The sequence below is a fragment of the Vibrio sp. 2-Bac 85 genome, from assembly GCF_037546705.1.
Lineage (GTDB): Bacteria > Pseudomonadota > Gammaproteobacteria > Enterobacterales > Psychromonadaceae > Psychromonas.
This window is the reverse complement of record NZ_JALAAB010000006.1, coordinates 32,864-53,761: the sequence shown is the minus strand read 5'-3', so window position 1 is coordinate 53,761 and position 20,898 is coordinate 32,864. Positions and strand designations below refer to the sequence as shown.

Genomic DNA, 20,898 nt, shown 5'->3' with positions numbered 1-20,898 from the left:
ACCTTTGAATAAAAATATAAGAGGCGCTAATTTACCGTTAAGGCCGTTGGAATGGAAGTATTAAGCATCGAACAATTTTTAGATTCACTTTGGTTAGAGCGTGGTCTATCAAAAAATACGCTAGACTCTTACCGCCATGATTTAAGTTTAGTAGAGGGTTATTTACAGCAACAAGAAATCACCTTAAGTGAGGCCAGCGCTGTTGATTTGAGTGATTATTTTGATGCTCGTTTACAGGGTGAAATCGATTATAAGAACACCTCTACGGCACGATTAATGAGTGCAATTAGACGTTATTATCAATATTTATGCCGTGAAAAAATGCGTGAAGATGACCCAAGTGCAAAACTGGAAAGTCCTAAAATTGTCAAACCTCTGCCTAAATCATTATCTGAATCTGAAGTTGATGCATTACTTTCCGCCCCGGAGCTGAACGACCCTGTGCAATTTCGAGATAAAGCTATGTTAGAAGTTTTATATGCAACGGGATTGCGTGTTACTGAATTAGTGGGCTTGACTATGGAAGAAATTAACTTACAACAGGGAGTAATAAGAGTCACTGGTAAAGGTAATAAAACACGCTTAGTGCCATTAGGAGAGGAGTCTGTTTATTGGCTAGAACGTTATATTGAAGAGATGCGACCGACTTTATTATCAGGCCAAAGTAGCGATGTCTTGTTTCCTAGCCGTCGTGGAACGCAAATGGTTAGACAAACCTTTTGGCATCGCATTAAATATTATGCACAGCTAGCGGGAATTGATAAAGAGGCGTTGTCGCCACATGTTTTACGCCATGCATTCGCAACACATTTATTGAACTATGGAGCTGACTTACGGGTCGTACAGATGCTATTGGGGCATAGTGATCTATCAACTACTCAAATTTATACTCATATAGCAAAAGATAGACTAAAAAGTTTACATAGTGAACATCACCCTCGCGCTTAGTCTCATAACTTAATATACATAATAAGAATGGCTGTAATTAACATTCACTTTATGTTTTAAGATAGGCATAATCGAGTACTATAATTTTATTTTCGGGAATTTATAATGTCCATATTAAAGGCTAAAAAAAGTGTAATCACATTTGTAGTGAGCATGTTGTTAAGTGCCAGTAGCTTTGCTGCCGTTTCAAATCAAGTTCATGAAGTGTTAACTAAAAAGCTAGAATCATTACAAGTCGATGCGCAATCGATTACTGAGTCGCCTATTAAGGGGTTGTATGAGGTGGTGAGTGAAGGGGCTATCTATTATTTAAGTGAAGACGGACAGTTTTTAATCAGCGGTAGTATTTACGATACTAATAATGGAATGAAAAATATTACTGCTACCAAAGTATCTGACATTCGCCGCGAAAATTCAGCTGAGCAATTTGCAAAGATTAAAAGCTTCGAAAAAGACATGATTGTCTATAAAGCGGCTAACGAAAAATATGTTGTTACGGCATTTACCGATACAAGTTGTCCATATTGCCAAAAATTGCACGCAGAGATTGCCGATTATAATAAATTAGGTATCACTATCCGTTACTTAGCTTTTCCTCGTGGAGGAGAAAGATCTAATGCTTACCGTAAAATGGTTTCAATCTGGTGTGCTGATGACCCTAAGTCAGCAATGGACGATGAAAAAAGTAATCGCTCAATTAAATCATTATCTTGCGACAATACTGTAATTGATCAATACAATTTAGGTGTTTCACTAGGCATTACTGGTACACCTACTTTGTTTTTAGAAGATGGTACTGCGATGCCAGGTTACTTACCTGCAGACCGTTTACTTCAAGCAATACAAGAAAAAATTTAGACTAATACTTCTGCTATTGTCTGTTTCATAATAAACTGCATTGATAATCCAATATCGTGCAGTTTTTTTATGTCTTCAGAAACACCAAAAACACAAGTTCAACAACGCCTTCAGCATGATACTAGCCTGCTATCATTATCTTGCTCTCCATTATTAACTAAGCTTTATGCTAACCGTGGCATTACTGCCGACAGCGAGTTAGATAACAGCACCAAAACACTCATTCATGCTAATCAATTGAAAGGTATGGCGACTGCTTGTGAGTTGTTATATCAAGCTTATTTAGATAGTAAAAAAATAATTATTGTGGGCGATTTTGATGCCGATGGTGCAACTAGCACCGCCTTGAGCGTTTTATCGCTTCGTGCTTTAGGGTTTCAACATGTTGATTATTTAATTCCTAACCGTTTCGATTATGGCTATGGTTTAAGCCCTGAAATTGTAGACTTAGCTGCGCAGCAAGGTGCTCAATTATTGATGACAGTGGATAACGGCATTTCGAGTATTAGTGGTGTGGCTCATGCTAAAGATTTAGGTATTGAAGTATTAGTGACTGACCATCATCTTCCTGGAGAAGAAACACCGGTTGCCGATGCTATTGTTAATCCTAATCAAATCGGTTGTCAGTTCCCCAGTAAAAACTTAGCAGGTGTGGGAGTTGCTTTTTATGTCATGTTGGCGTTGCGCTCTTTGATGCAGGAAAAGGGCTGTTTCACCGATTTTGCTGCGCCTAATTTAGCGAACTTTCTAGATATTGTTGCGTTAGGCACCGTTGCTGATGTGGTTAAATTAGATTCAAATAATCGAACTTTAGTGCATCAAGGATTAGCTCGTATTCGTGCTGGGTTCTGCCGACCGGGTATTAGTGCGCTTATTCAAGTGGCAAAACGCAATCAACAACAATTAGTTGCTACGGATTTAGGTTTTTCATTAGGGCCTAGACTTAACGCGGCGGGACGTTTGGATGAAATGAGTCATGGCGTTGAATTGCTGTTATGCGATGATTATTTACGTGCGAATACGTTGGCTTCTGAGTTAGATGCGCTAAATCTCTCACGCAGAGAGATAGAACAAAGCATGCAGCAGGAAGCGATGCTGAGCTTGCAAAAATTATCCATTGATCAAAATAACTTACCCTTGGCATTATGTTTGTTTGAGGCTGATTGGCATCAAGGTGTTATTGGTCTGGTGGCTTCTCGCATCAAAGAAAAATATTACCGTCCTACCTTTGCTTTTGCCCGTGCAAATGGCGGTGAGATCAAAGGTTCAGCTCGTTCTATTCCTGGCGTACATATTCGCGATATGTTGGACTTAGTTGATAAAACTCTGCCCGGTATTATTTTAAAGTTTGGTGGTCATGCTATGGCTGCCGGCTTGAGTTTGTTAGAAAAAGATTTTGATCTGTTTAATGATACGCTCAATGCCATTTTAAAAGCGCAAGTCGATGAGGATTTATTAAATAACGTCATTTTATCCGACGGGCAATTATCCTCTGAGCAGTTTGACTTGAGTATTGCTCAAGAGTTGCGTGATGCAGGACCGTGGGGACAAGGGTTTCCTGCACCTATTTTTGATGGAGTCTTTGCATTAAAGCAACAGCGAATTGTTGGGCAAAAACACTTAAAAATGGTGTTACAACAGGATGATAAATTAATTGACGCCATTGCCTTTAATATTGACCCAGAAGCTTGGCCTGATTTGTCAGTAAAAGAAGTCTTTTGTGTTTATAGCTTAGATGTTAATGAATTTAGAGGGCAGAGAACTGTGCAGTTATTAGTACAACTGTTACAACCAAAATGACTAGAATAATAGCAGCACTAATTTAAATGACATTTAACTGGGGTTAAGAGGCGATAATCAAAAGGTAAGTCATCACCTTTTGATTATTACAACATTATTACATTACTATTACAACATTATTTAGACTCAAGTATTAAGTGCTAACTTACTATTATACTGCGCCCGGAAAATCCAGTTGGCGCCACGCTTCATAAACAAAAACAGACACCGCATTAGATAGGTTCATAGAACGGCTATCTGCTTTCATTGGAATACGTAATTTTTGCTGTAAGGGTAAAGCATCTAATATCGACGCTGGCAATCCTCGTGTTTCTGGGCCAAATAACAAAACATCACCATCTTGAAAATTTGCATTGTGGTGGTAGGTGGTTGTTTTGGTTGTACAAGCCAGTAAACGTTTACCTTCTATTACTTTTAAGAAACTCTCAAAATCTTTATGCAAATGTACATTGGTCATCTCATGATAATCTAACCCTGCACGTCTTACTTTTTTTTCGTCTAAGTCAAAACCGAGCGGTTCAATTAAATGCAATACACAGCCTGTGTTGGCACATAGGCGAATAATATTACCAGTATTAGGTGGGATCTCTGGTTCGTACAATGCAACTTCAATCATTTTTTTACTCTACTGTTATTGATATTAACGCCAATAAATAACTGATCAATTTATTTGAAAAAATAGTCTAGGATTTTGAGAAACCTTCACAAAACGCCATAAAAGATAGGGAGTCATGTTTAAAGACCTTCTACTTGACGCTGACTATTTTTACCGTCTATTGGTGATCACTTTTTAACGTAATGGAATTTTATGAGCAATGATAAATGCAATAAGAGCGCTATTTATCTAAACTTGAATTCAAATAAAAAGTGTACCACTTTACTGAGAATAATTAGATAGGATTAATAAAAGATTTTTGTTGATTCATAACTGCTATGTCGCAACAAGGGCAATTTTGCCCTCACTGGCTTAGCGTTGTTACAATATAATGTAATGGCGACTTTGTTAAAGTATTGCATGGGGTGGTTATGTTAATGTTCATTCACTGAAGGTGCGTCATTATCTAACCACATATAACCTCTGCCACGAAAGTTTTTTACCCTAATTTGACCATCTAAACGAGTAGGTAATTTACGACGTAAGTTACTTAAATGCATATCAATACTGCGGTCAAACTTTTCTAATTTTTTACCTAAAACCTGTTCACTTAATGCTGATTTTTCCAATAACTGTCCGGGATTGGTTAAGAATTTTTCTAATAACAATAATTCAGTATTAGTAAGCTCAATAGTACGTTCTTGGCACAATGCTTGTTGTTGACTAGGAAATAATTCAATATCTAAATGTGATATTTTATTATCTGCATTGCCTTTTTTGTATTGAATTCGTCGTAACATCACTTTAATTCGACCGGATAAATCACGCTCACTAAAAGGTTTGGTTAAATAATCATCTGCTCCCATTCCTAAGCTGATCACTTGTTCGGTTTGATCATTTTCTGCTGTCAGCATTAATACAGGGGTATCTGTTTTTTGCCTTATTAGTTTTAGCATTTCAAAGCCAGACATACGTGGCATTACCCCATCTAATATGATCAAATCGTAATCTTTTATTAAGAATTTGTTTAAGCCTTCCTCGCCATCGTAGGCTGTTTCAACAATGAAACCTTCGGAAGTTAAGTTTTTATCGAGTAAGGAAACTAACTCTTTATCATCATCGATTAATAATAAATTTTTCATTGTATAGCCTATGTAAATCGTGTGAATAGCAATATCAAGTAGCGAGTCTGCTTGAAGTGGCATTATTGTTATTTCAGGGAAAAGTAAGCTATGTTTAGCGTTTTATTTATTAAGATTTTTGCAAAAATAAATCTTAAACTTGGCTCTGCTTATTTAAGTAAATCAATGAATTCAATAGATTGACTACACTATACCCTATAAAGAGGTATATTGTAGGTCTCTATTTTATATCTTGCACGTAAATGATTGAATAAATGATAATCTATTGAAGTAGGTCAACATAATTGCACTGATAAATAGGGGGAGTTTAATAAACTACAATATTTTCTATTTGTTAATGTGCCTGCTTAACCATGATTTTTTACCGGTTCGAATTAAGTGCAAGACTTGAAGTTAAAAGCGCAATATCTGAAGTTAAAAACGTAATACCTGAAGTTAAAAGCGCAAGCCCTCAAGTTAATCGTTTAAATTGAGTTATGTGCGCTGCCTTTTTATGGTGTTATCACTGCGTTTTGTTTATTAAATCTTAACGGGTATAATAGCCAACCAACACTTTTTAGAGCTGTAATCTTGTGAAAAAAACACAACAACCTGAAGAATATGCATACTTAGTAAAACGAGCAGGTCAAGCAGCTATTATTGCCGCCTCTTTATTGATTATTGTGAAGCTTGTTGCTTGGATGGTGACCGGATCATCAAGTATCCTTGCTGCGTTGACGGATTCATTAATGGATGTAACCACGTCTATTATTAACCTTTTTGCAATTAAGGTTGCCCTACAGCCTGCCGATAAAGAGCACCGTTTTGGTCATGGCAAAGCAGAAAGCTTAGCCGGATTAGTACAAGCCGCGTTTATTTCTGGGTCTTCTGTTTTCCTGATGATCAATGGTATTTCAGCGGTGATTAACAATCATCAAATTGTTGCTACTAATTTAGGGATCTCGGTGATGATCTTATCCTTAGTTGTGACGCTTGCATTAGTTTTCTTTCAAAGTTATGTGGTGAAAAAAACCAACAGCATGGCGATAAAAGCCGATTCTTTACATTACCGAACTGATATTGTGCTGAATGGTGCGGTGTTATTGGCTATTGTTTTAGCTGGCTATGGTTGGGGGTGGGCTGATGGTGTGTTTGCCATTGCAGTGAGCCTTTATATTTTACACGGTGCATGGGAAATCGGCAGCCAATCAATTGATGCTTTGATGGATAAACAACTCCCTCAAGAAGATAATGAGCTGATCCTTAAATTGGCTTATAAAGTAGAGGGCGTGCGTGGTGTGCATGATTTAAGAACACGTTCTTCCGGTTACATTAAATTTATACAATTACATCTAGAGTTAGATGATGGACAAAGCTTATATGATGCGCATAACAAAGCAGACAAGCTTGAGTTTGGCTTACAAGCCGCTTTTCCAGGGGCAGATATATTGATTCATCTTGACCCTATTTCTGTGGTACCGATAGAGAAACGAAATGAAGCAGTAAACATCGACGCACCGGTCTAGTACAGATATAAGATAAATATAGAACCGTATAACATTGATTTGAAAGTTTAAGGGTAAAAAATGGAAGACAAAATTAAAGATCTATGGAAAAAAATCAGGGAAGAAGCATGGGCGAGTTCGTCTAGTGAGCCTATTTTGGCTAGCTTTTTTCACTCTACCATTTTAAACCATAAAAACTTATCATCAGCATTAAGTTACCAATTAGCTAATCGCTTAGATAGCCGTACTATGCCGGGTATATTAGTACGAGAAGTGATTGATGAAGCCTTTGAGCATGATCCAAGTATTTTAGAAAGTGCGATGGCCGATATTCTTGCTGTACAAGAGCGTGACCCTGCCGTGGAAGACTATTCTATTCCGTTATTATATCTAAAGGGCTTTCATGCAATTCAAATCCATCGTGTAGCACATTGGTTGTGGCAACAAAATCGTATTGCATTAGCATTGTATTTACAAAATCGCAGCTCAGTTATCTTTGGTGTAGATGTACATCCTGCAGCGACTATTGGTAAAGGTATTATGTTTGACCATGCTACTGGCGTGGTGGTGGGTGAAACCGCGGTTATTGAAGATAACGTTTCAATCTTACAAGGTGTTACCTTAGGAGGCACAGGTAAGGAGAGCGGTGATCGTCATCCTAAAATTCGCCAAGGAGTTATGATTGGCGCGGGTGCAAAAGTATTGGGTAATATCGAAATCGGTATCGGAGCAAAAATAGGTGCGGGTAGTGTCGTTTTAGAAGCTGTGCCGGCTCATACTACCGTCGCAGGTGTACCAGCTAAAATTGTCGGTAGACCATCTTGTGATATGCCGTCGTTATCCATGGAACAGTGTTTGTGAATAGCTCGCTTGCCCGTTATTTATAACGGGCTTGGAAAATTCAATCTTGAGTTGCTTAAACTCTAAATTGCTTAAACCCTAAATTGCTTAAATACTAATTATTTTGAGTCAACATACGCAAAGCGTGGTTGGCTTTTCCCCTCTATTTCGACATTTTCTGCAAACATTGCCAAGGGTCTTACCCATAAATCGCCTTGTCCATATAAAGGTCGGTAAATGACCATTTCTTCTTCAGTTTCACTGTGAAAGGCTATTCCTTCAACTTGATAAAAGCTGCCTTTATAATGTTGGTATTTACCCATTTGTAATTGTTTTGACATTTTGTTACCTAAAAAATTAAAAAAATTGCAGATTAGACTAACATACTTCAACTTTAAAGAGGAATTGGCGGTTTTTTCCATAAAAATCAAAACAAAGGTTGAATAAGCGTCTTGGAATGCTTATTCTCGTTGCATTCCAGTTAACAACTACTTTGTATTAAGGGACTCCAAATGACATTTGAGCTATTAGAAAAATTAGAAAACAAAATCAACCAAGCTGTAGAGACAATTGCACTACTGCAAATGGAAATTGAAGAACTTAAAGAAGATAAAGTTAATCTAGCAAACAAAACTGAACAACTACAATCTGACAACGAACGTTTAAATGCTGAGCACCAACAATGGCAAGATCGTTTAAGCGCTTTAGTGGGTAAGATTGAACAAGCTGAAGAGAATGTTGAATAATCGATAATCGATTTTTTGGGCTCTATTTTAAAACGAATAATTGTTTGATTAAATAACTGATAACAAGTTAAACGTTAAAAAGAAGCATTAAAAAAGCCCAATTAAATTGGGCTTTTTTGTGTCTATTGCATTGCTACTTGCTACTTAATGCAAAGGGTAATAGATGCAAAGGTTAATTAATGTAAAGGCTATGCTCATTGTTGGGAGTGATTCTATGAGTTGCCAATACTACTAACTAAAAACGTTAGAACACATCTTCTTCATCGGAATCTTCAGTTTCTAAAACTAAAGGCTCTGGAGAAATAACGATACCTGTACTATCGGCATATAAAAAGTCTTCAGGTAAAAAAGTCACCCCTGCAAAATTCACCGGTGAGTTAATTTCACCCACTTCGTTATCATCTGCACCGACTGGCATTGCAGTAATCGCTTGAATGCCAATATCTAATTCTTCTAGTGTGTCTACTTCACGTACACAACCGTTAACTACAATACCTTCCCAACCATTTTCCACGGCTAAATCGGCAATATGTGCATTAATTAGGGCACGACGTAAAGAGCCGCCACCATCAATCAGTAATACTTTACCTGCACCATTTTCTTCTAATGCTTTATATATTAAACCAACAGACTCAAAGCATTTAATGGTTACCACTTCCCCCGCAAAGGAGTTACGCCCACCAAAATTAGTTAATAGTGGTTCTGCGACGTCAATGGTATCCGCGTAGATATCACATAAAACAGAGGTATTGTATTGCATATGCATGCTCACTTTTAATGATGAAGTATAAGTTCAGTATAAACGTAACACACTCTATTTCAATCTTATTCTCTGATATTTGTCGAAAATTAGAGCAATCTTTTAAGTTAGTCTAATTCGTCAAAAGTACTGCGTTCAAAGGACTTCTCACAGTAGTGACACTTTAGTTTTAAGGTGCTTTTTTGTTTAACATAAAAGCGTGTTTGAACCGGTTCATTATGGCTAATACAATTGCTATTAGGGCAGGCAAGAACACCAATAAATGAGCTTGGTAATTGCACCTGAAATTTATTAACCACTTTAAAATCTTTAATTTGATTAATGGTTGCATTAGGTGCAAATAAAGCTAATTGATTCGCTTGTTGATCATTAAAGAATGTATTTTCGATTTTAATTAAATCTTTACCCTGACCATTATGTGTTGCAAGGTTTAAACCGATGGTTATTTTTTCATTGGTCTGTGTAAATTTAAAAAATTTTAGTATTTTTACACCCTGCTGTGCTGGAATATGGTCAATCACCGAACCGTGTTCAATTGCTTCTACTTGTAATTTTTTTTGCATCATAAAACCTTAAGCGTTTGCTTGAAAATGATTGCTTAATAATAAAGCAAGTAATGCTTGGCGTGCATACACCCCATTTTGCGCTTGCTGAAAATAATACGCATAGGGCGTGTCGTCGACATCTATATTGATTTCATCAACGCGTGGCAAAGGGTGTAAGACTTTCAGGTTGTCTCTAACATTACCTAGCATGCTGGCATTTAATAAAAAAGCTGACTTCATATGCTGGTATTCTGTTTCATCAAAGCGTTCTTTTTGCACCCTGGTCATATATAAAATATCCAGTTCATCGACCACTTCTTCAATGCTGCTGTGCAGAGAAAAATTGATATTACGTTCATTCAGCTCTTCGATAATATAATCAGGCATAGCTAACGCTTCGGGCGAAATAAAGTAGAAGTTACAATTAAATAAGGATAAAGCTTGTGCTAAAGAGTGTACTGTCCGCCCATATTTAAGGTCGCCAACAAAGGCAATATTTAGATTATCTAAGGTTGCCTGTGTTTCATAAATGGTGAATAAATCCAAAAGGGTCTGCGTGGGATGTTGGTTAGAGCCATCACCGCCATTAATTACTGGGATTTCAGTAAACTCAGAAGCTAAACGCGCTGCTCCTTCCTGTGGATGACGCATAAAAAAAGCATCCGCATAGGACGCAATAATTTTTACCGAATCGGCCAGTGTTTCACCTTTTTGTGCCAATGATGTATTACCACCACTATCAAATCCAATGACGCTGCCACCTAAACGTTGTACTGCTGTTTCAAAGGATAAACGGGTTCTTGTTGAGGCTTCAAAAAAGCAACTTGCGATCACTTTGTTTTTTAACAGTTCAGGTTGTGGAGTTTGTTTTAAGGAGTGGGCAGTTTGAAGGATTAGTTCTAGGTCTGAACGTGATAAATCAGCAATGGAGATAATATTTTTTTGGTATAACGGATTATTCATTTTTTCACACTCATGTTGTCGGCCATGTTATTCGGATAAGTGAAGCAGATAATGGCAAAAATTATATCACTATCAATTGCTTTTGTTGTTATTAATCCTACTAAATTTTGATCGCATGGGTTGCTGATAAAGGTTATCCTCAAAATTGATTTTCTGGTTGAGTGGTTTGAGATGTTAAAAGTTTGTTTATTAATAATAAGTAGTATTTTTTGTACAGGTGTCATCGCGCGAGAATGGCAGGATTTACAGGCATTATTGCCAAAGGGTACTCAGGTTTCATATTTAGTTATCGATGCTAAAACAAAAATTAAAGTCGCTTCTTTTCAAGAAGAGTCATTAAGAACACCAGCTAGCGTTCAAAAGCTCTTGACGGCGACTACCGCTAAGTTGTATTTGGGTGAAAAATATCGTTATCAAACGGTTATTAAAGGCGATAAAAAAGCGATTAAGAAAGGCCAGTATCAAGGTGACATTAGTTTATATTTTAGTGGAGACCCAACTTTAACGCGGCAGCATATCCGTAAATTATTACGCGCTCTTAAAGCACAAGGGATCAATCGTATTAAGGGAAACTTCTTACTCAATAACAGTCAATTTAATGGTTATCAGTGGAGTGATGGTCAAGCATGGAACGACTTAGGTGTATGTTATACAGCACCAGCTAATGCCATCATTGTTAATAGAAACTGTGTGTTAGGTAATTTAAGTTTAGCCAGTGCTGATGCCACCAAAGCAACCCTGTTTATTCCAAGTTATGAGCCAGTGGAGATTAGTAGTGATGTGTCTGTTGTGTCTAAAGCACAACGTGCAGAGCAATTTTGTGCGCTAGAAGTGACTCGCAACAGCAATAATAATTATCACCTTTGGGGCTGTATGGTGCCGAGAAAACGTGCTTTTCCTTTAGCCTTTGCAGTTACTGATCCTAATACTTATGCACAGCGAATCATTACAAGTGAACTACAGCAAGTAGGGATCTCGTTAGCGGGCACAGTAAAAATTGATTCACAGCCGATAACACCCGAGCTAAAACTAGATCCTGCATCGACGTTAGCGCTTTATCAATCGCCTTTATTAGATGTGTTATTGCAACAAATGATGAAAGAGTCCGATAACTTAATTGCTGATAGCTTATTTAAAACTATTGGTGCTCATTATTTTCACCAACCTGGTAACTTTCGTAATGGCTCTCAGGCGATGAAAGCGATCCTTAAAGAACATGGTATTGACCTTGAAAATGCTTATATAGCAGATGGCTCTGGTTTATCTAGACACAACTTAATGAGCGCCGAATTATTTATGTCTGTGATGAAGTTTGTTTATACGCAGGATAAGCAATTAGGGTTAATCAATAGTTTTGCCATTGCCGGTATCGATGGCACTTTAAAGTATCACCGTGGTGTTAATACAGCTGCACTTAAAGGTAAGGTGATTGCTAAAACAGGCTCCTTAAAGGGCGTTGCTAATTTAGTCGGACTTGTGAAAGGTGAAGCAGGGGACAGATTATTTGTGCTAATGCTTAACGGATATAATCCAGAAAATAGCTCCGTGGACGCTAATATTCCTCGCCATCAAAAAGCGTCTGTGTATTTATTTGAAAAAGCCTTTTTTGAGCGCATTTTAGATTAATGTGTAAAGTTTTTATATTGTGGATTACTCAATCATCTGCATTGAGTAATCCATTCAAGCTATTTAATTGGGAACCACTTATTGGGTTTACCTTGGCTGAATAAAACCACCCCAGTGGGTTCTGGTAATTGTTCTGTACTCGCTATTTTATGTATTTTCAATGGATAGCTTAAACCGTCAAATTCTAACTGTGACCACTGTTGACCTTTTTTCGAGGCTAAGCTTTGCCATGAAAAATGCTGGCTTTTAGCAACTGTGATCGGTGCGTACACTCTTGATATACGACTTGAAAAAACAAGGTTATCGTCCTTTGATTCAAACACTATCATTTCACAGCCAGTGCTAGAGCACCAATCTAAAAAGGCGATAGCTTCATCTTGCCCATCTCCATTTAAATCGAACCTAACTGAACTAAATTTAGTCTGTTTAGGGTCGGTTCTATGAATTTTAAAATATTGACGTAATGCTGCTTGTACTTCCGTATCTATTTGCATTTTCGGCGCAATGTTTTGAGGGGTAAACTGACGCGTAACTTGTACAGTTTCATCCTCTGATAAACCAGCCTGTAAATTCATTTTTTTAAAGGTTAAAGGAGTAGCAAATGAAGTTTGTATATTACTTATATTAATCGCATTGCTTGAAATACTTAAACCACTTTGTTTGAATATGATTTCTTCTTGTATCGATTGTTCACCTTGCTGTGTGAGCATGACTACAACGTTATCTGGTGTATTACTTTTCCAATAACCTGTTTTTATAATTTGGTTAGGTTCATTACCTTGTACGTATTCAGCACTATGATTTTCATTTAAGGTCAAATTAATTGCTGGGAATTGATTAGTTGCCGCTTTTAAGTAGTAACCAGCAAAGGAAGGAGCCGTTTCTAACCAACCTGGTTGGCCACAGCCGCTAAAGTGTCCATAAACGGTTTCTGCTTCAGTGATATACCCCCAATATTCTTTATTGTCAGACATATAACAATGCCCTGGTTGAATATTTAAAGCCAACTGTTGGCCATCAGCATTGCTGCTTTTTAAATGGTTAATTTGTGTTGCTTCAAAGTTAGCGTTGCCTAATAGGTAAGATTGATTACTGGCTTTTGTCGCAAAAAATAACTGGTTGTCATGCATATTAATACGCCAGTAAGGATCTTCTCCTTTTGCTTTAAAACGAAAGGTATTAAGTGGTTTGGCGCATTGTAATGATGATTGTGCCAAAGCCATATGGTGTATTCTATCAACACGCAATTCAACTGGAGTTTTAGCACGTTTATTGGTCGTAAAGTTAATTTCACCTGCAAATTCAATATAAACAGGTTGTTGTGTATTGTTACTTATTTTTTTATAGATAGCCGCTAATTCAGTATCTGTGACAATAGTATATTGCTGATCATCTGCGCAGGCTTGAAAATAAATTTGATTATTCTCTGTAGTCAGTTGTCCCCTAAAACTATTCTCTAATATGCTTGAAAATGCTTTATGAACGACTTCCTCTGTAAGTTGTGGTGTGCTTTTTTGAGGTTTATTTTGCGATTGCGGCTGAGTAATAGTACATGCAGATAAAATGAGCGCAAAAGGAGCGGTAAAAAATAAAGACTGGAAAAAACGCATAATTGACCTCTGGCAGCATCTGCTGATAAAAATAAATAATGCATACTATAACAGGATGTTATCAGCACTCTTTAATTAACTTCGCATTTTATAGAAAAGTTAATTATCGAGTGCTAAAAAATCAATTTAGCTAGTTAGTGAAGATAAGAGTCACAGTTAAAATAGCTGTTAAGGCAAACTGCTAACTCTTAGCTTACTAACTTAGCAATTTATTCATTAGAGGTAGAGGTGTCGTCTTCTTTTTTGCCCTTACCGGCCCAGCTTGGTTTACCCTTACCTTTGATAGTGCGATGACGTTGTTTACCCATTTCTAGTTTTTTCTTTTGGCGTCTTTCTTTTTGCTGGCGTTTCACTTCTTCTTCGCGAGCTTTGCCTTTTTTAGTGATTGGTTTTTTAGTCTTACGTACACTCGCTTTAGCTTCTTTATTTTGTGGGCGTAAACCTTTGATCACTCGGCGTTTTAAGATTTGGTCCGTATAACGCTCAACTTTTGCCAAAATATCAATATCATGTGCTTCGATAATTGACACCGCGGTACCTTTTTTACCACCTCGAGCTGTACGCCCAATACGGTGAACGTAAATGTCGGCACTACGTGGCATATCGTAGTTGATGACATGAGTAATATCAGGCACATCAATACCACGAGCCGCAACGTCCGTTGCAATCAGTATATTGGTTGTACCTTCTTTAAATTGACGCAATGAAAGGTTACGCTTTTCTTGATCCATTTCACCGCGTAAATAGTTACAAGGAATATTTAATTCAGCCAGTTGAGCTACTAATTGTGCAAGGCGGTCACGTGTTTTTACAAACACAATCATCTTGTGAATTTGTTCGTGCTCTGGCTCTTGTTGTAATAGTGCTGCTAATATTTGTAATTTGTGCTCAGGATTATCAGCAAGGTGGATATATTGTAAAATCTTGCCGCTTTCTCTACGTGTTACTTCTGCATTTAATTGCACTGGGTTATTTAATACATCACGGGCGAATTCACGTAAACCTTTACCTTCAAGTGTTGCTGAAAATAAAGCGGTCATTTTACGCCAGCGTGCTTCACCAGCAATGCGATCCATTTCTGCAATGAACCCCATGTCTAACATTCTGTCTGCTTCATCAAGGATCAAACATTCAACTTCACGGCAATCAAATGCTTCAGCATCAATGTATTCCATTAGGCGTCCCGGTGTGGCAATGACAATATCCACTGAACCCATAATGATATCTTCTTGATCTTGGTATGAAATTCCACCAATAATGTTGCCTGCAACCAGTTGTGTACCAGCGATTAATTGCTCTGCAACTTCACTTATCTGTACTGCTAACTCACGAGTTGGCGTTAAAACAAGAATACGTGCTGAGCCACCTTTACGACGTGGGTAGTCAATTAAGCGTTGTATCGCAGGTAATAAAAAGGCTAAGGTTTTACCCGTACCTGTAGGTGCACTCGCCATGATATCTCGTTCATCCATCGCTGGTGGAATAACCAACTTTTGGATACTAGTAGGGCGGGTATGGCCCATCTTAGCAACGGCGTTTAATAAATGCTGATCAAGCTCGAGTGATGCAAATGACATGAATACTTCCAATACAATAAAACAAAAAGCGCATTATAAAGCAAAGATCATGTTTAGGGGGGAAATTGTCTATTAATTAACTTATTAGTTGAATTCATGTGTTATGTCAGCAGGGAAGTGACACTAATTGAATAAAATGTCACTGTAATGGAGCTTGGACTCAAGAAATAAGTCACTTTTTTAAGCTGATGTTGCCTTTCTCTGTTTCATTAACATAACAGGTTGATCATGGTTGATGCGATTTAAAACTAATATTATAAATAGCAACAGTTTACTATTCTGCTCAAACTTAGCGAGACTGACGTAAAAACAGTGTAAGCTTTAACTTTTTATAAGCGCTGTTATAGGTTTAGGCATAAGTCTAGCTATATGCGCCATTTGAATTGTTTGTTTTCTTTTATATTACGGTAAGGATTGTCAGTGTTTAATATTATTGCTCCGCTAGATAAAGTCACCCCTGAATTTGTTAATACACTGCAAGAAAAAATTGATTTTAAAACCAAACCTCAAGGCAGTTTAGGTTTATTAGAATCGATCGCATTTAAAGTCGCTTTATTACAACAAAGTTTAACACCCATTTTTACCAAACCGAGTATCATTATTTTTGCCGCCGACCATGGTATTGCTGATCAAGGCGTGAGTTTATTTCCGCAGGTAGTGACTGAACAAATGGTATTAAATTTTTTACAGGGCGGTGCGGCAATAAACTGTTTTTCTGCACAACATGATATTGAATTAAAGATTGTAAATGCGGGAGTTAAAGCGGACTTTTCACATATAACATCTCCGCATTTTGTTGATGCCCCGATTGCGTTAGGCACCAAAGATTTCTCACAACAAGCGGCTATGACCAAAGAGCAATGTTTACAAGCAATCAATCAAGGTGTCGACCTTGTTGAGTTACAACATAAGCAAGGTTGTAATGTCATTGGCTTTGGTGAAATGGGGATTGCGAATACTACCTCAGCGGCTGCTATTATGGCCGCTATTCTTAATCTTACTGGGCAGCAATGTGCAGGCAAGGGCACTGGTATTGATCAAGAAACCATCGCGATAAAAGCAAAGGTCATTGACCATGCTGTTGCTAAATATCAATTAAATGAAGCCGAACCATTAACCGTATTACAAAGCGTTGGTGGTTTTGAAATCGCTATGATGGTCGGGGCGATGTTAAAAGCAGCAGAACTTTCTATGTTAGTGCTTGTTGATGGGTTTATTGCCTCTAGTGCCGCATTAGTTGCTAGTGAAATGCACGATGACTTTTTGCAATACACACAATTTTGTCATCAATCAGAAGAACAAGCACATCAACTATTATTAACTGAAATGGGCGCGACACCTTTATTGCATTTGGGAATGCGTTTAGGTGAAGGTTCCGGTGTGGCCGTTGCTTACCCGTTATTAGTGTCCGCATTAACTTTTTTAAATGAGATGGCTTCTTTTGCCGATGCGGGTGTCAGTGATAGTGAGTAATCGCAGTAATTAAAAACAGGACAATCACAGTTAATAGAATAACAACAATTAACCTAATATACAGAGCATCAATTGACCTGGTATAAAGAGAAGCATCCGAATATGCAGATGAGAAAAGTATGACGCAATTTTTTAAAAAACAATGGGTTTTATTTTGTTATGCGCTATCGTTTTTTTCTCGCTTACCTATCCCTAAAAAATTGGATTTTACTGCTTATCCTTTTCATCTAGGCAATGTGTATTTACCCATTATAGGGTTGATTTATGCGCTTATTTGCCTGCTTGTGTATGCCCTGAGCCAATTAGTTTTTGACCCTAGTATCAGCATTATTTTAATGTTGTTAACGGGCGTATTATTAACAGGTGGTTTCCATGAAGATGGTTTTGCCGATAGCTGCGATGGTTTTGGTGGTGGTTATAACAAACAACAATGCCTAGCGATTATGAAAGATAGCCAAATTGGTACCTACGGCGTTATAGGGTTAATCCTGTTATTAGCATTGAAGATCCATGTGTTAAGCCAGCTTATTAATCATGACGCTAGTTTTTTTGCTTTGAGCTTTATAAGTGCGGCGGTATTAAGTCGATGCAGCGTACTGTGTTTAATGCAAAGTACAGACTATGCGCGCAGCATAGAACCGAGTAGTAAATCAACGCGATCGTCACAACGTCTACCTCAACAATATTTACTTGCTACTTTATTGATAGGGGCTGTTTCAATATTATGGATGCCGTTTTTTTGTTTATTATTAGTTTTTACCGTGGTGGTTATTAGCACCATCTTATGTCGCACTTACTTTCAACAAAAAATACAAGGTTATACGGGAGATTGCCTGGGTTTTGTGCAGCAATTAAATGAACTACTTATTTTACTAATGTTGGTGGCTTATGTTTAAGTGGTTTGTTTCTAAGTAAGCTGTTTTTACACTATCGAAATAAGCTACGCCTGAATGTAAGATGATCAATATAGGCCACAAAAATAACTGCTGATAAAGAATAAAAAATAGAGGTTAAGCGAGCATGGAAACAAAAAAAGACAGTAAGCAATCACTAACGCCTAAAGCCATGACCTCAAATCTATTGCCAACTTCTACTCCTATTTCAACATCGAGTTCTAATGCCGTGCCAGCTTCAATTGCTGCAACACTCAATCATCGTATCTTTCTTGTTCGCCATGGTGATGTTGATGTCTCTCCTGGTATTTGTTACGGACAGTTAGATTGCTCTGTCACGTCTTCATTCAATAAAGATCTACAAAAGCTAATTGATTATTTTCAAACCCATTGCTTGTTTTCGGATCATCCGCAACAACTCCAACATCATAAGGAACAAAAGCTAGACCTGCCAATAATTATAACTAGTCCATTGCAACGTTGTGCTCAATTAGCTGAAGGGTTGCAAACTTATTTTGATAACAATTATTCTGGAACAAAAGACCTAACTTCAAAAGGTTCAGCTTCAAAAAGTTCAGCATCAAAAGACGCAACATCAAAAAGTGTTGTACAAATAAACCAAGATTTTAAAGAGATCAACTTTGGACAATGGGAAGGGCAAAGCTGGCAATCCATTGGCCAAAAAAAAATAGAAGAGTGGAATAATGACTTACTGAATTTTACTTTTCCAGGTGGTGAAAGTGCGCGTAGTTTTGACCGACGTGTCATAAACGCATGGCATGCATTACAGCAACAACTTGCAGAGCAAACTCAAACACAACAGGTGATCATTATTTGTCATGCTGGTGTTATTCGCTCTATTTTATCTGATTTTTTGCAAATTCCTTTACAGCATTCATTAACATTACAAATAGATAAAATGAGTGTCTCTAGCCTTAACCTCGTGTCCAATCAAACTACATTATCTCGTTGCACTGGTATTAACCGTCAGTTTTAAATGTTTTGTCTTCTTCGGATATTATTGAGCCAGAAAAAAAATTAGTGATTATGAGTGCTTATTGGTACTTATGAACACTTAAATGCAGAGACTTTTTATGTCATCTTGCTTCAGCCTTCAAACTTTTGTGTTAAAGCTTTGCTAACTATAGGTTGGCTGAGTGGGGCATATGTTAGAATCGCGCCAAAATTTATCGCTTCAATTTATTAATTACTTTAAGGAAAACGTAATGTTAAAGCTGCCTAAGGTCTTAAGTGTCATATTGACGCTTTGTACTGTCCTATTTTCTTCCTCCCTATTAGCGAGTACTGGCGAGCATATTGATCTCACTTCACATGGTATTGGTTATGCAGCTGTTTTATTTTTTGCTATCGCTTACTGCTTAGTAATGTTGGAAGATGTGATCCACCTTCGTAAGTCCAAACCGGTATTAGTTGCCGCGGGTATTATTTGGGGCATGATTGGTTTTTATTATTCTCAGAATGGCATGAGTCATGAGGCTGAAGCGGCATTTCGTCATAATTTATTAGAATACGCAGAGTTGTTTTTCTTCCTATTAGTAGCGATGACTTATATTAACGCCATGGAAGAGCGTAAGTTATTTGATTCTCTACGTGCGTGGATGGTTAATAAAGGTTTTACGTTACGTTTGATTTTTTGGTTAACGGGGATCCTCGCTTTTTTCATCTCGCCTATTGCAGACAACTTAACCACCGCATTATTAATGTGTGCGATTGTTATGAAAGTGGGTGGAAAAAACACAAAATTTATCGCATTAGCTTGTATTAACATTGTTGTAGCTGCTAACGCTGGTGGCGCATTTAGCCCATTTGGTGATATTACAACGCTAATGGTTTGGCAAAAAGGCATGGTTGAGTTCACCACCTTCTTTGCGTTATTTGTTCCTTCCGCAGTTAATTTCTTGATCCCTGCTGTGATCATGAGTTTCTTCATCTCCAAAGAAGTGGCACAGGGTGATGGCGAAATTGTGCATATGAAGCGCGGTGCTAGACGTATCGTTGGTTTGTTTTTAGTGACTATTTTCTTTGCGGTAGCTGGGCATTCATTCCTAGGCATGCCACCGGTATTAGGCATGATGACAGGGTTAGGGGTTCTACAGTTCTTTGCTTTCTTTTTACGTAAAACACAAAAGAACCATTATGAATTTGCGCTTGAACATACCGTGGATAAAAAAGAGCATGAACGTCTACGTGGTCTAGGAGACGGTGCTCCCTTTGATATATTTCATAAAGTAGCTAAAGCAGAATGGGACACGCTGCTATTCTTTTACGGGGTTGTATTATGTGTCGGTGGTTTGGGCTTTATTGGTTACTTGGGCATGATCTCCGAAGCCATGTACAGTAACTGGGATGCAACTTACGCCAATATTACCGTGGGTGTATTGTCAGCTATTGTCGATAATATTCCGGTGATGTTTGCGGTATTAAGCATGGAACCAGATATGAATACTGGACAATGGTTATTGGTAACATTAACGGCAGGTGTGGGAGGTAGCATGTTATCCATTGGTAGTGCAGCAGGGGTTGCATTAATGGGGCAAGCGCGAGGAATTTACACCTTTGGTGTGCATCTAAAGTGGGCACCTGTGATTGCATTAGGTTACATCGCCAGTATTTACACACACCTCTGGTTTAATGCCGTTTACTTCAATTAAGCCATATTTAACCTAGGTCAAGGGGAACTTAATTAAGTACCTATAAATGTGTATTTTTTATGAGTTGTTTAACTTATAATAGTTTTCAATAGTGTGGCCCAATGCGAAATACTACTTACTTTGCTACTTACTTTTTAGCCATTATTAATTGTTAATCGTTAAGTGCAAAATTAATTTAGGTCTACTATTAACTGCAAAGCTAAGCTAAAAATTAGTTTTTGAAAAATGAAAGAATAATGAAATTAAAGGTCAATATAAAATCTATTTTTATTTATTTTTTTATAATTCCCTTGCCATTTCATGCGCTTTGAAAGGTTTTTTTAAAAAAGTTGCGTTTATTTCTTTTCTTTTATTATAAAAGAACTA

19 protein-coding genes are annotated in these 20,898 nt (G+C 37.5%); 11 read left to right on the top strand and 8 right to left on the bottom strand.

The genetic code is table 11. From position 1 onward, the window contains the following. Positions 1-51 precede the first annotated feature (51 nt). The 3 genes from xerD (at position 52) to recJ (ending at position 3,606) form a co-directional block, all read left to right on the top strand. On the top strand, positions 52-948 hold the full coding sequence (gene xerD / locus MT390_RS08380; protein ID WP_499440621.1) for a site-specific tyrosine recombinase XerD: 897 nt from the start codon (positions 52-54) through the stop codon (positions 946-948). 105 nt (positions 949-1,053) lie between these two features. Then, the gene (gene dsbC, locus MT390_RS08375; protein ID WP_499440619.1) at positions 1,054-1,806 is read left to right on the top strand and encodes a bifunctional protein-disulfide isomerase/oxidoreductase DsbC; all 753 of its coding nucleotides are present in this window, start codon (positions 1,054-1,056) and stop codon (positions 1,804-1,806) included. Positions 1,807-1,875: 69 nt separating this feature from the next. Continuing rightward, complete coding sequence (gene recJ, locus MT390_RS08370) at positions 1,876-3,606, top strand: single-stranded-DNA-specific exonuclease RecJ (RefSeq protein WP_499440617.1); 1,731 nt, start codon at positions 1,876-1,878, stop codon at positions 3,604-3,606. Positions 3,607-3,757: 151 nt separating this feature from the next. On the opposite strand, the gene trmL is transcribed toward recJ, so the two are convergent. Beyond that, on the bottom strand, positions 3,758-4,222 hold the full coding sequence (gene trmL / locus MT390_RS08365; RefSeq protein WP_499440616.1) for a tRNA (uridine(34)/cytosine(34)/5-carboxymethylaminomethyluridine(34)-2'-O)-methyltransferase TrmL: 465 nt from the start codon (positions 4,220-4,222) through the stop codon (positions 3,758-3,760). A 413-nt stretch (positions 4,223-4,635) separates the two neighbouring features. Beyond that, positions 4,636-5,343 carry a response regulator gene (locus MT390_RS08360; protein ID WP_499440614.1) on the bottom strand — a complete coding sequence of 236 codons (708 nt, stop codon included), beginning with the start codon at positions 5,341-5,343 and terminating at the stop codon, positions 4,636-4,638. A 572-nt stretch (positions 5,344-5,915) separates the two neighbouring features. Here MT390_RS08360 and MT390_RS08355 point away from each other — a divergent pair. Both MT390_RS08355 and cysE read left to right on the top strand, forming a co-directional pair. Then, positions 5,916-6,848 (top strand): cation diffusion facilitator family transporter, encoded by a 933-nt coding sequence (locus MT390_RS08355; protein ID WP_166372263.1) that lies wholly within the window; start codon positions 5,916-5,918, stop codon positions 6,846-6,848. A 60-nt stretch (positions 6,849-6,908) separates the two neighbouring features. Further along, positions 6,909-7,688 carry a serine O-acetyltransferase gene (gene cysE, locus MT390_RS08350; RefSeq protein ID WP_166372264.1) on the top strand — a complete coding sequence of 260 codons (780 nt, stop codon included), beginning with the start codon at positions 6,909-6,911 and terminating at the stop codon, positions 7,686-7,688. A gap of 98 nt (positions 7,689-7,786) precedes the next feature. On the opposite strand, the gene MT390_RS08345 is transcribed toward cysE, so the two are convergent. Then, a complete protein-coding gene (locus MT390_RS08345; RefSeq protein ID WP_499440612.1) occupies positions 7,787-8,008 on the bottom strand; it encodes a DUF1653 domain-containing protein in 222 nt (73 codons plus the stop codon). A 171-nt stretch (positions 8,009-8,179) separates the two neighbouring features. Between MT390_RS08345 and MT390_RS08340 the strand changes: the two genes are divergently transcribed. After that, positions 8,180-8,413, top strand: coding sequence for a cell division protein ZapB (locus tag MT390_RS08340; protein WP_166372266.1), 234 nt, complete (start codon positions 8,180-8,182; stop codon positions 8,411-8,413). Between the two features lie 244 nt (positions 8,414-8,657). Here MT390_RS08340 and rraA read toward each other — a convergent pair whose 3' ends face one another. The 3 genes from rraA to pyrB form a co-directional block, all read right to left on the bottom strand. Then, the gene (gene rraA, locus MT390_RS08335) at positions 8,658-9,173 is read right to left on the bottom strand and encodes a ribonuclease E activity regulator RraA (protein WP_499440610.1); all 516 of its coding nucleotides are present in this window, start codon (positions 9,171-9,173) and stop codon (positions 8,658-8,660) included. Between the two features lie 107 nt (positions 9,174-9,280). Next, positions 9,281-9,739 (bottom strand): aspartate carbamoyltransferase regulatory subunit, encoded by a 459-nt coding sequence (pyrI, locus tag MT390_RS08330; protein WP_166372268.1) that lies wholly within the window; start codon positions 9,737-9,739, stop codon positions 9,281-9,283. Positions 9,740-9,745: 6 nt separating this feature from the next. Further along, a complete protein-coding gene (gene pyrB / locus MT390_RS08325) occupies positions 9,746-10,681 on the bottom strand; it encodes an aspartate carbamoyltransferase (RefSeq protein WP_166372269.1) in 936 nt (311 codons plus the stop codon). A 171-nt stretch (positions 10,682-10,852) separates the two neighbouring features. On the opposite strand from pyrB, the gene dacB reads away from it, so the two are divergent. Beyond that, positions 10,853-12,307 (top strand): D-alanyl-D-alanine carboxypeptidase/D-alanyl-D-alanine endopeptidase, encoded by a 1,455-nt coding sequence (gene dacB, locus MT390_RS08320; protein ID WP_166372270.1) that lies wholly within the window; start codon positions 10,853-10,855, stop codon positions 12,305-12,307. A gap of 59 nt (positions 12,308-12,366) precedes the next feature. Here the strand turns inward: dacB and MT390_RS08315 are convergent, their stop codons facing one another. Both MT390_RS08315 and srmB read right to left on the bottom strand, forming a co-directional pair. Next, positions 12,367-13,917: a COG3650 family protein gene (locus MT390_RS08315; protein WP_499440609.1), complete on the bottom strand. Its 1,551-nt coding sequence runs from the start codon at positions 13,915-13,917 to the stop codon at positions 12,367-12,369. Between the two features lie 209 nt (positions 13,918-14,126). Continuing rightward, entirely contained in the window at positions 14,127-15,494 is a 1,368-nt protein-coding gene (srmB, locus tag MT390_RS08310; protein WP_499440607.1) for an ATP-dependent RNA helicase SrmB, read from the bottom strand. A gap of 420 nt (positions 15,495-15,914) precedes the next feature. Between srmB and cobT the strand changes: the two genes are divergently transcribed. The 4 genes from cobT to nhaD all read left to right on the top strand — a co-directional run bounded on the left by cobT (position 15,915) and on the right by nhaD (position 20,532). After that, positions 15,915-16,967 carry a nicotinate-nucleotide--dimethylbenzimidazole phosphoribosyltransferase gene (gene cobT / locus MT390_RS08305; protein WP_499440606.1) on the top strand — a complete coding sequence of 351 codons (1,053 nt, stop codon included), beginning with the start codon at positions 15,915-15,917 and terminating at the stop codon, positions 16,965-16,967. 119 nt (positions 16,968-17,086) lie between these two features. Continuing rightward, positions 17,087-17,863, top strand: a complete 777-nt coding sequence (locus tag MT390_RS08300) for an adenosylcobinamide-GDP ribazoletransferase (RefSeq protein ID WP_499440604.1) — start codon at positions 17,087-17,089, stop codon at positions 17,861-17,863. A 124-nt stretch (positions 17,864-17,987) separates the two neighbouring features. Beyond that, the gene (locus tag MT390_RS08295) at positions 17,988-18,857 is read left to right on the top strand and encodes a histidine phosphatase family protein (RefSeq protein WP_499440603.1); all 870 of its coding nucleotides are present in this window, start codon (positions 17,988-17,990) and stop codon (positions 18,855-18,857) included. Between the two features lie 229 nt (positions 18,858-19,086). Beyond that, positions 19,087-20,532 (top strand): sodium:proton antiporter NhaD, encoded by a 1,446-nt coding sequence (gene nhaD / locus MT390_RS08290; RefSeq protein ID WP_166372276.1) that lies wholly within the window; start codon positions 19,087-19,089, stop codon positions 20,530-20,532. Positions 20,533-20,898: the final 366 nt, after the last annotated feature.

Excerpts from the sequence above, each read along its gene's own strand:
- dsbC (WP_499440619.1), top strand. The coding sequence starts at position 1,054 with ATGTCCATATTAAAGGCTAAAAAAAGTGTAATCACATTTGTAGTGAGC.
- MT390_RS08315 (WP_499440609.1), bottom strand. The coding sequence starts at position 13,917 with ATGCGTTTTTTCCAGTCTTTATTTTTTACCGCTCCTTTTGCGCTCATT.
- rraA (WP_499440610.1), bottom strand. The coding sequence starts at position 9,173 with ATGCAATACAATACCTCTGTTTTATGTGATATCTACGCGGATACCATT.
- pyrB (WP_166372269.1), bottom strand. The coding sequence starts at position 10,681 with ATGAATAATCCGTTATACCAAAAAAATATTATCTCCATTGCTGATTTA.
- cysE (WP_166372264.1), top strand. The coding sequence starts at position 6,909 with ATGGAAGACAAAATTAAAGATCTATGGAAAAAAATCAGGGAAGAAGCA.
- MT390_RS08300 (WP_499440604.1), top strand. The coding sequence starts at position 17,087 with ATGACGCAATTTTTTAAAAAACAATGGGTTTTATTTTGTTATGCGCTA.
- nhaD (WP_166372276.1), top strand. The coding sequence starts at position 19,087 with ATGTTAAAGCTGCCTAAGGTCTTAAGTGTCATATTGACGCTTTGTACT.
- dacB (WP_166372270.1), top strand. The coding sequence starts at position 10,853 with ATGTTAAAAGTTTGTTTATTAATAATAAGTAGTATTTTTTGTACAGGT.
- MT390_RS08345 (WP_499440612.1), bottom strand. The coding sequence starts at position 8,008 with ATGTCAAAACAATTACAAATGGGTAAATACCAACATTATAAAGGCAGC.
- srmB (WP_499440607.1), bottom strand. The coding sequence starts at position 15,494 with ATGTCATTTGCATCACTCGAGCTTGATCAGCATTTATTAAACGCCGTT.
- trmL (WP_499440616.1), bottom strand. The coding sequence starts at position 4,222 with ATGATTGAAGTTGCATTGTACGAACCAGAGATCCCACCTAATACTGGT.
- recJ (WP_499440617.1), top strand. The coding sequence starts at position 1,876 with ATGTCTTCAGAAACACCAAAAACACAAGTTCAACAACGCCTTCAGCAT.
- MT390_RS08295 (WP_499440603.1), top strand. The coding sequence starts at position 17,988 with ATGGAAACAAAAAAAGACAGTAAGCAATCACTAACGCCTAAAGCCATG.
- MT390_RS08340 (WP_166372266.1), top strand. The coding sequence starts at position 8,180 with ATGACATTTGAGCTATTAGAAAAATTAGAAAACAAAATCAACCAAGCT.
- MT390_RS08360 (WP_499440614.1), bottom strand. The coding sequence starts at position 5,343 with ATGAAAAATTTATTATTAATCGATGATGATAAAGAGTTAGTTTCCTTA.
- pyrI (WP_166372268.1), bottom strand. The coding sequence starts at position 9,739 with ATGATGCAAAAAAAATTACAAGTAGAAGCAATTGAACACGGTTCGGTG.
- xerD (WP_499440621.1), top strand. The coding sequence starts at position 52 with ATGGAAGTATTAAGCATCGAACAATTTTTAGATTCACTTTGGTTAGAG.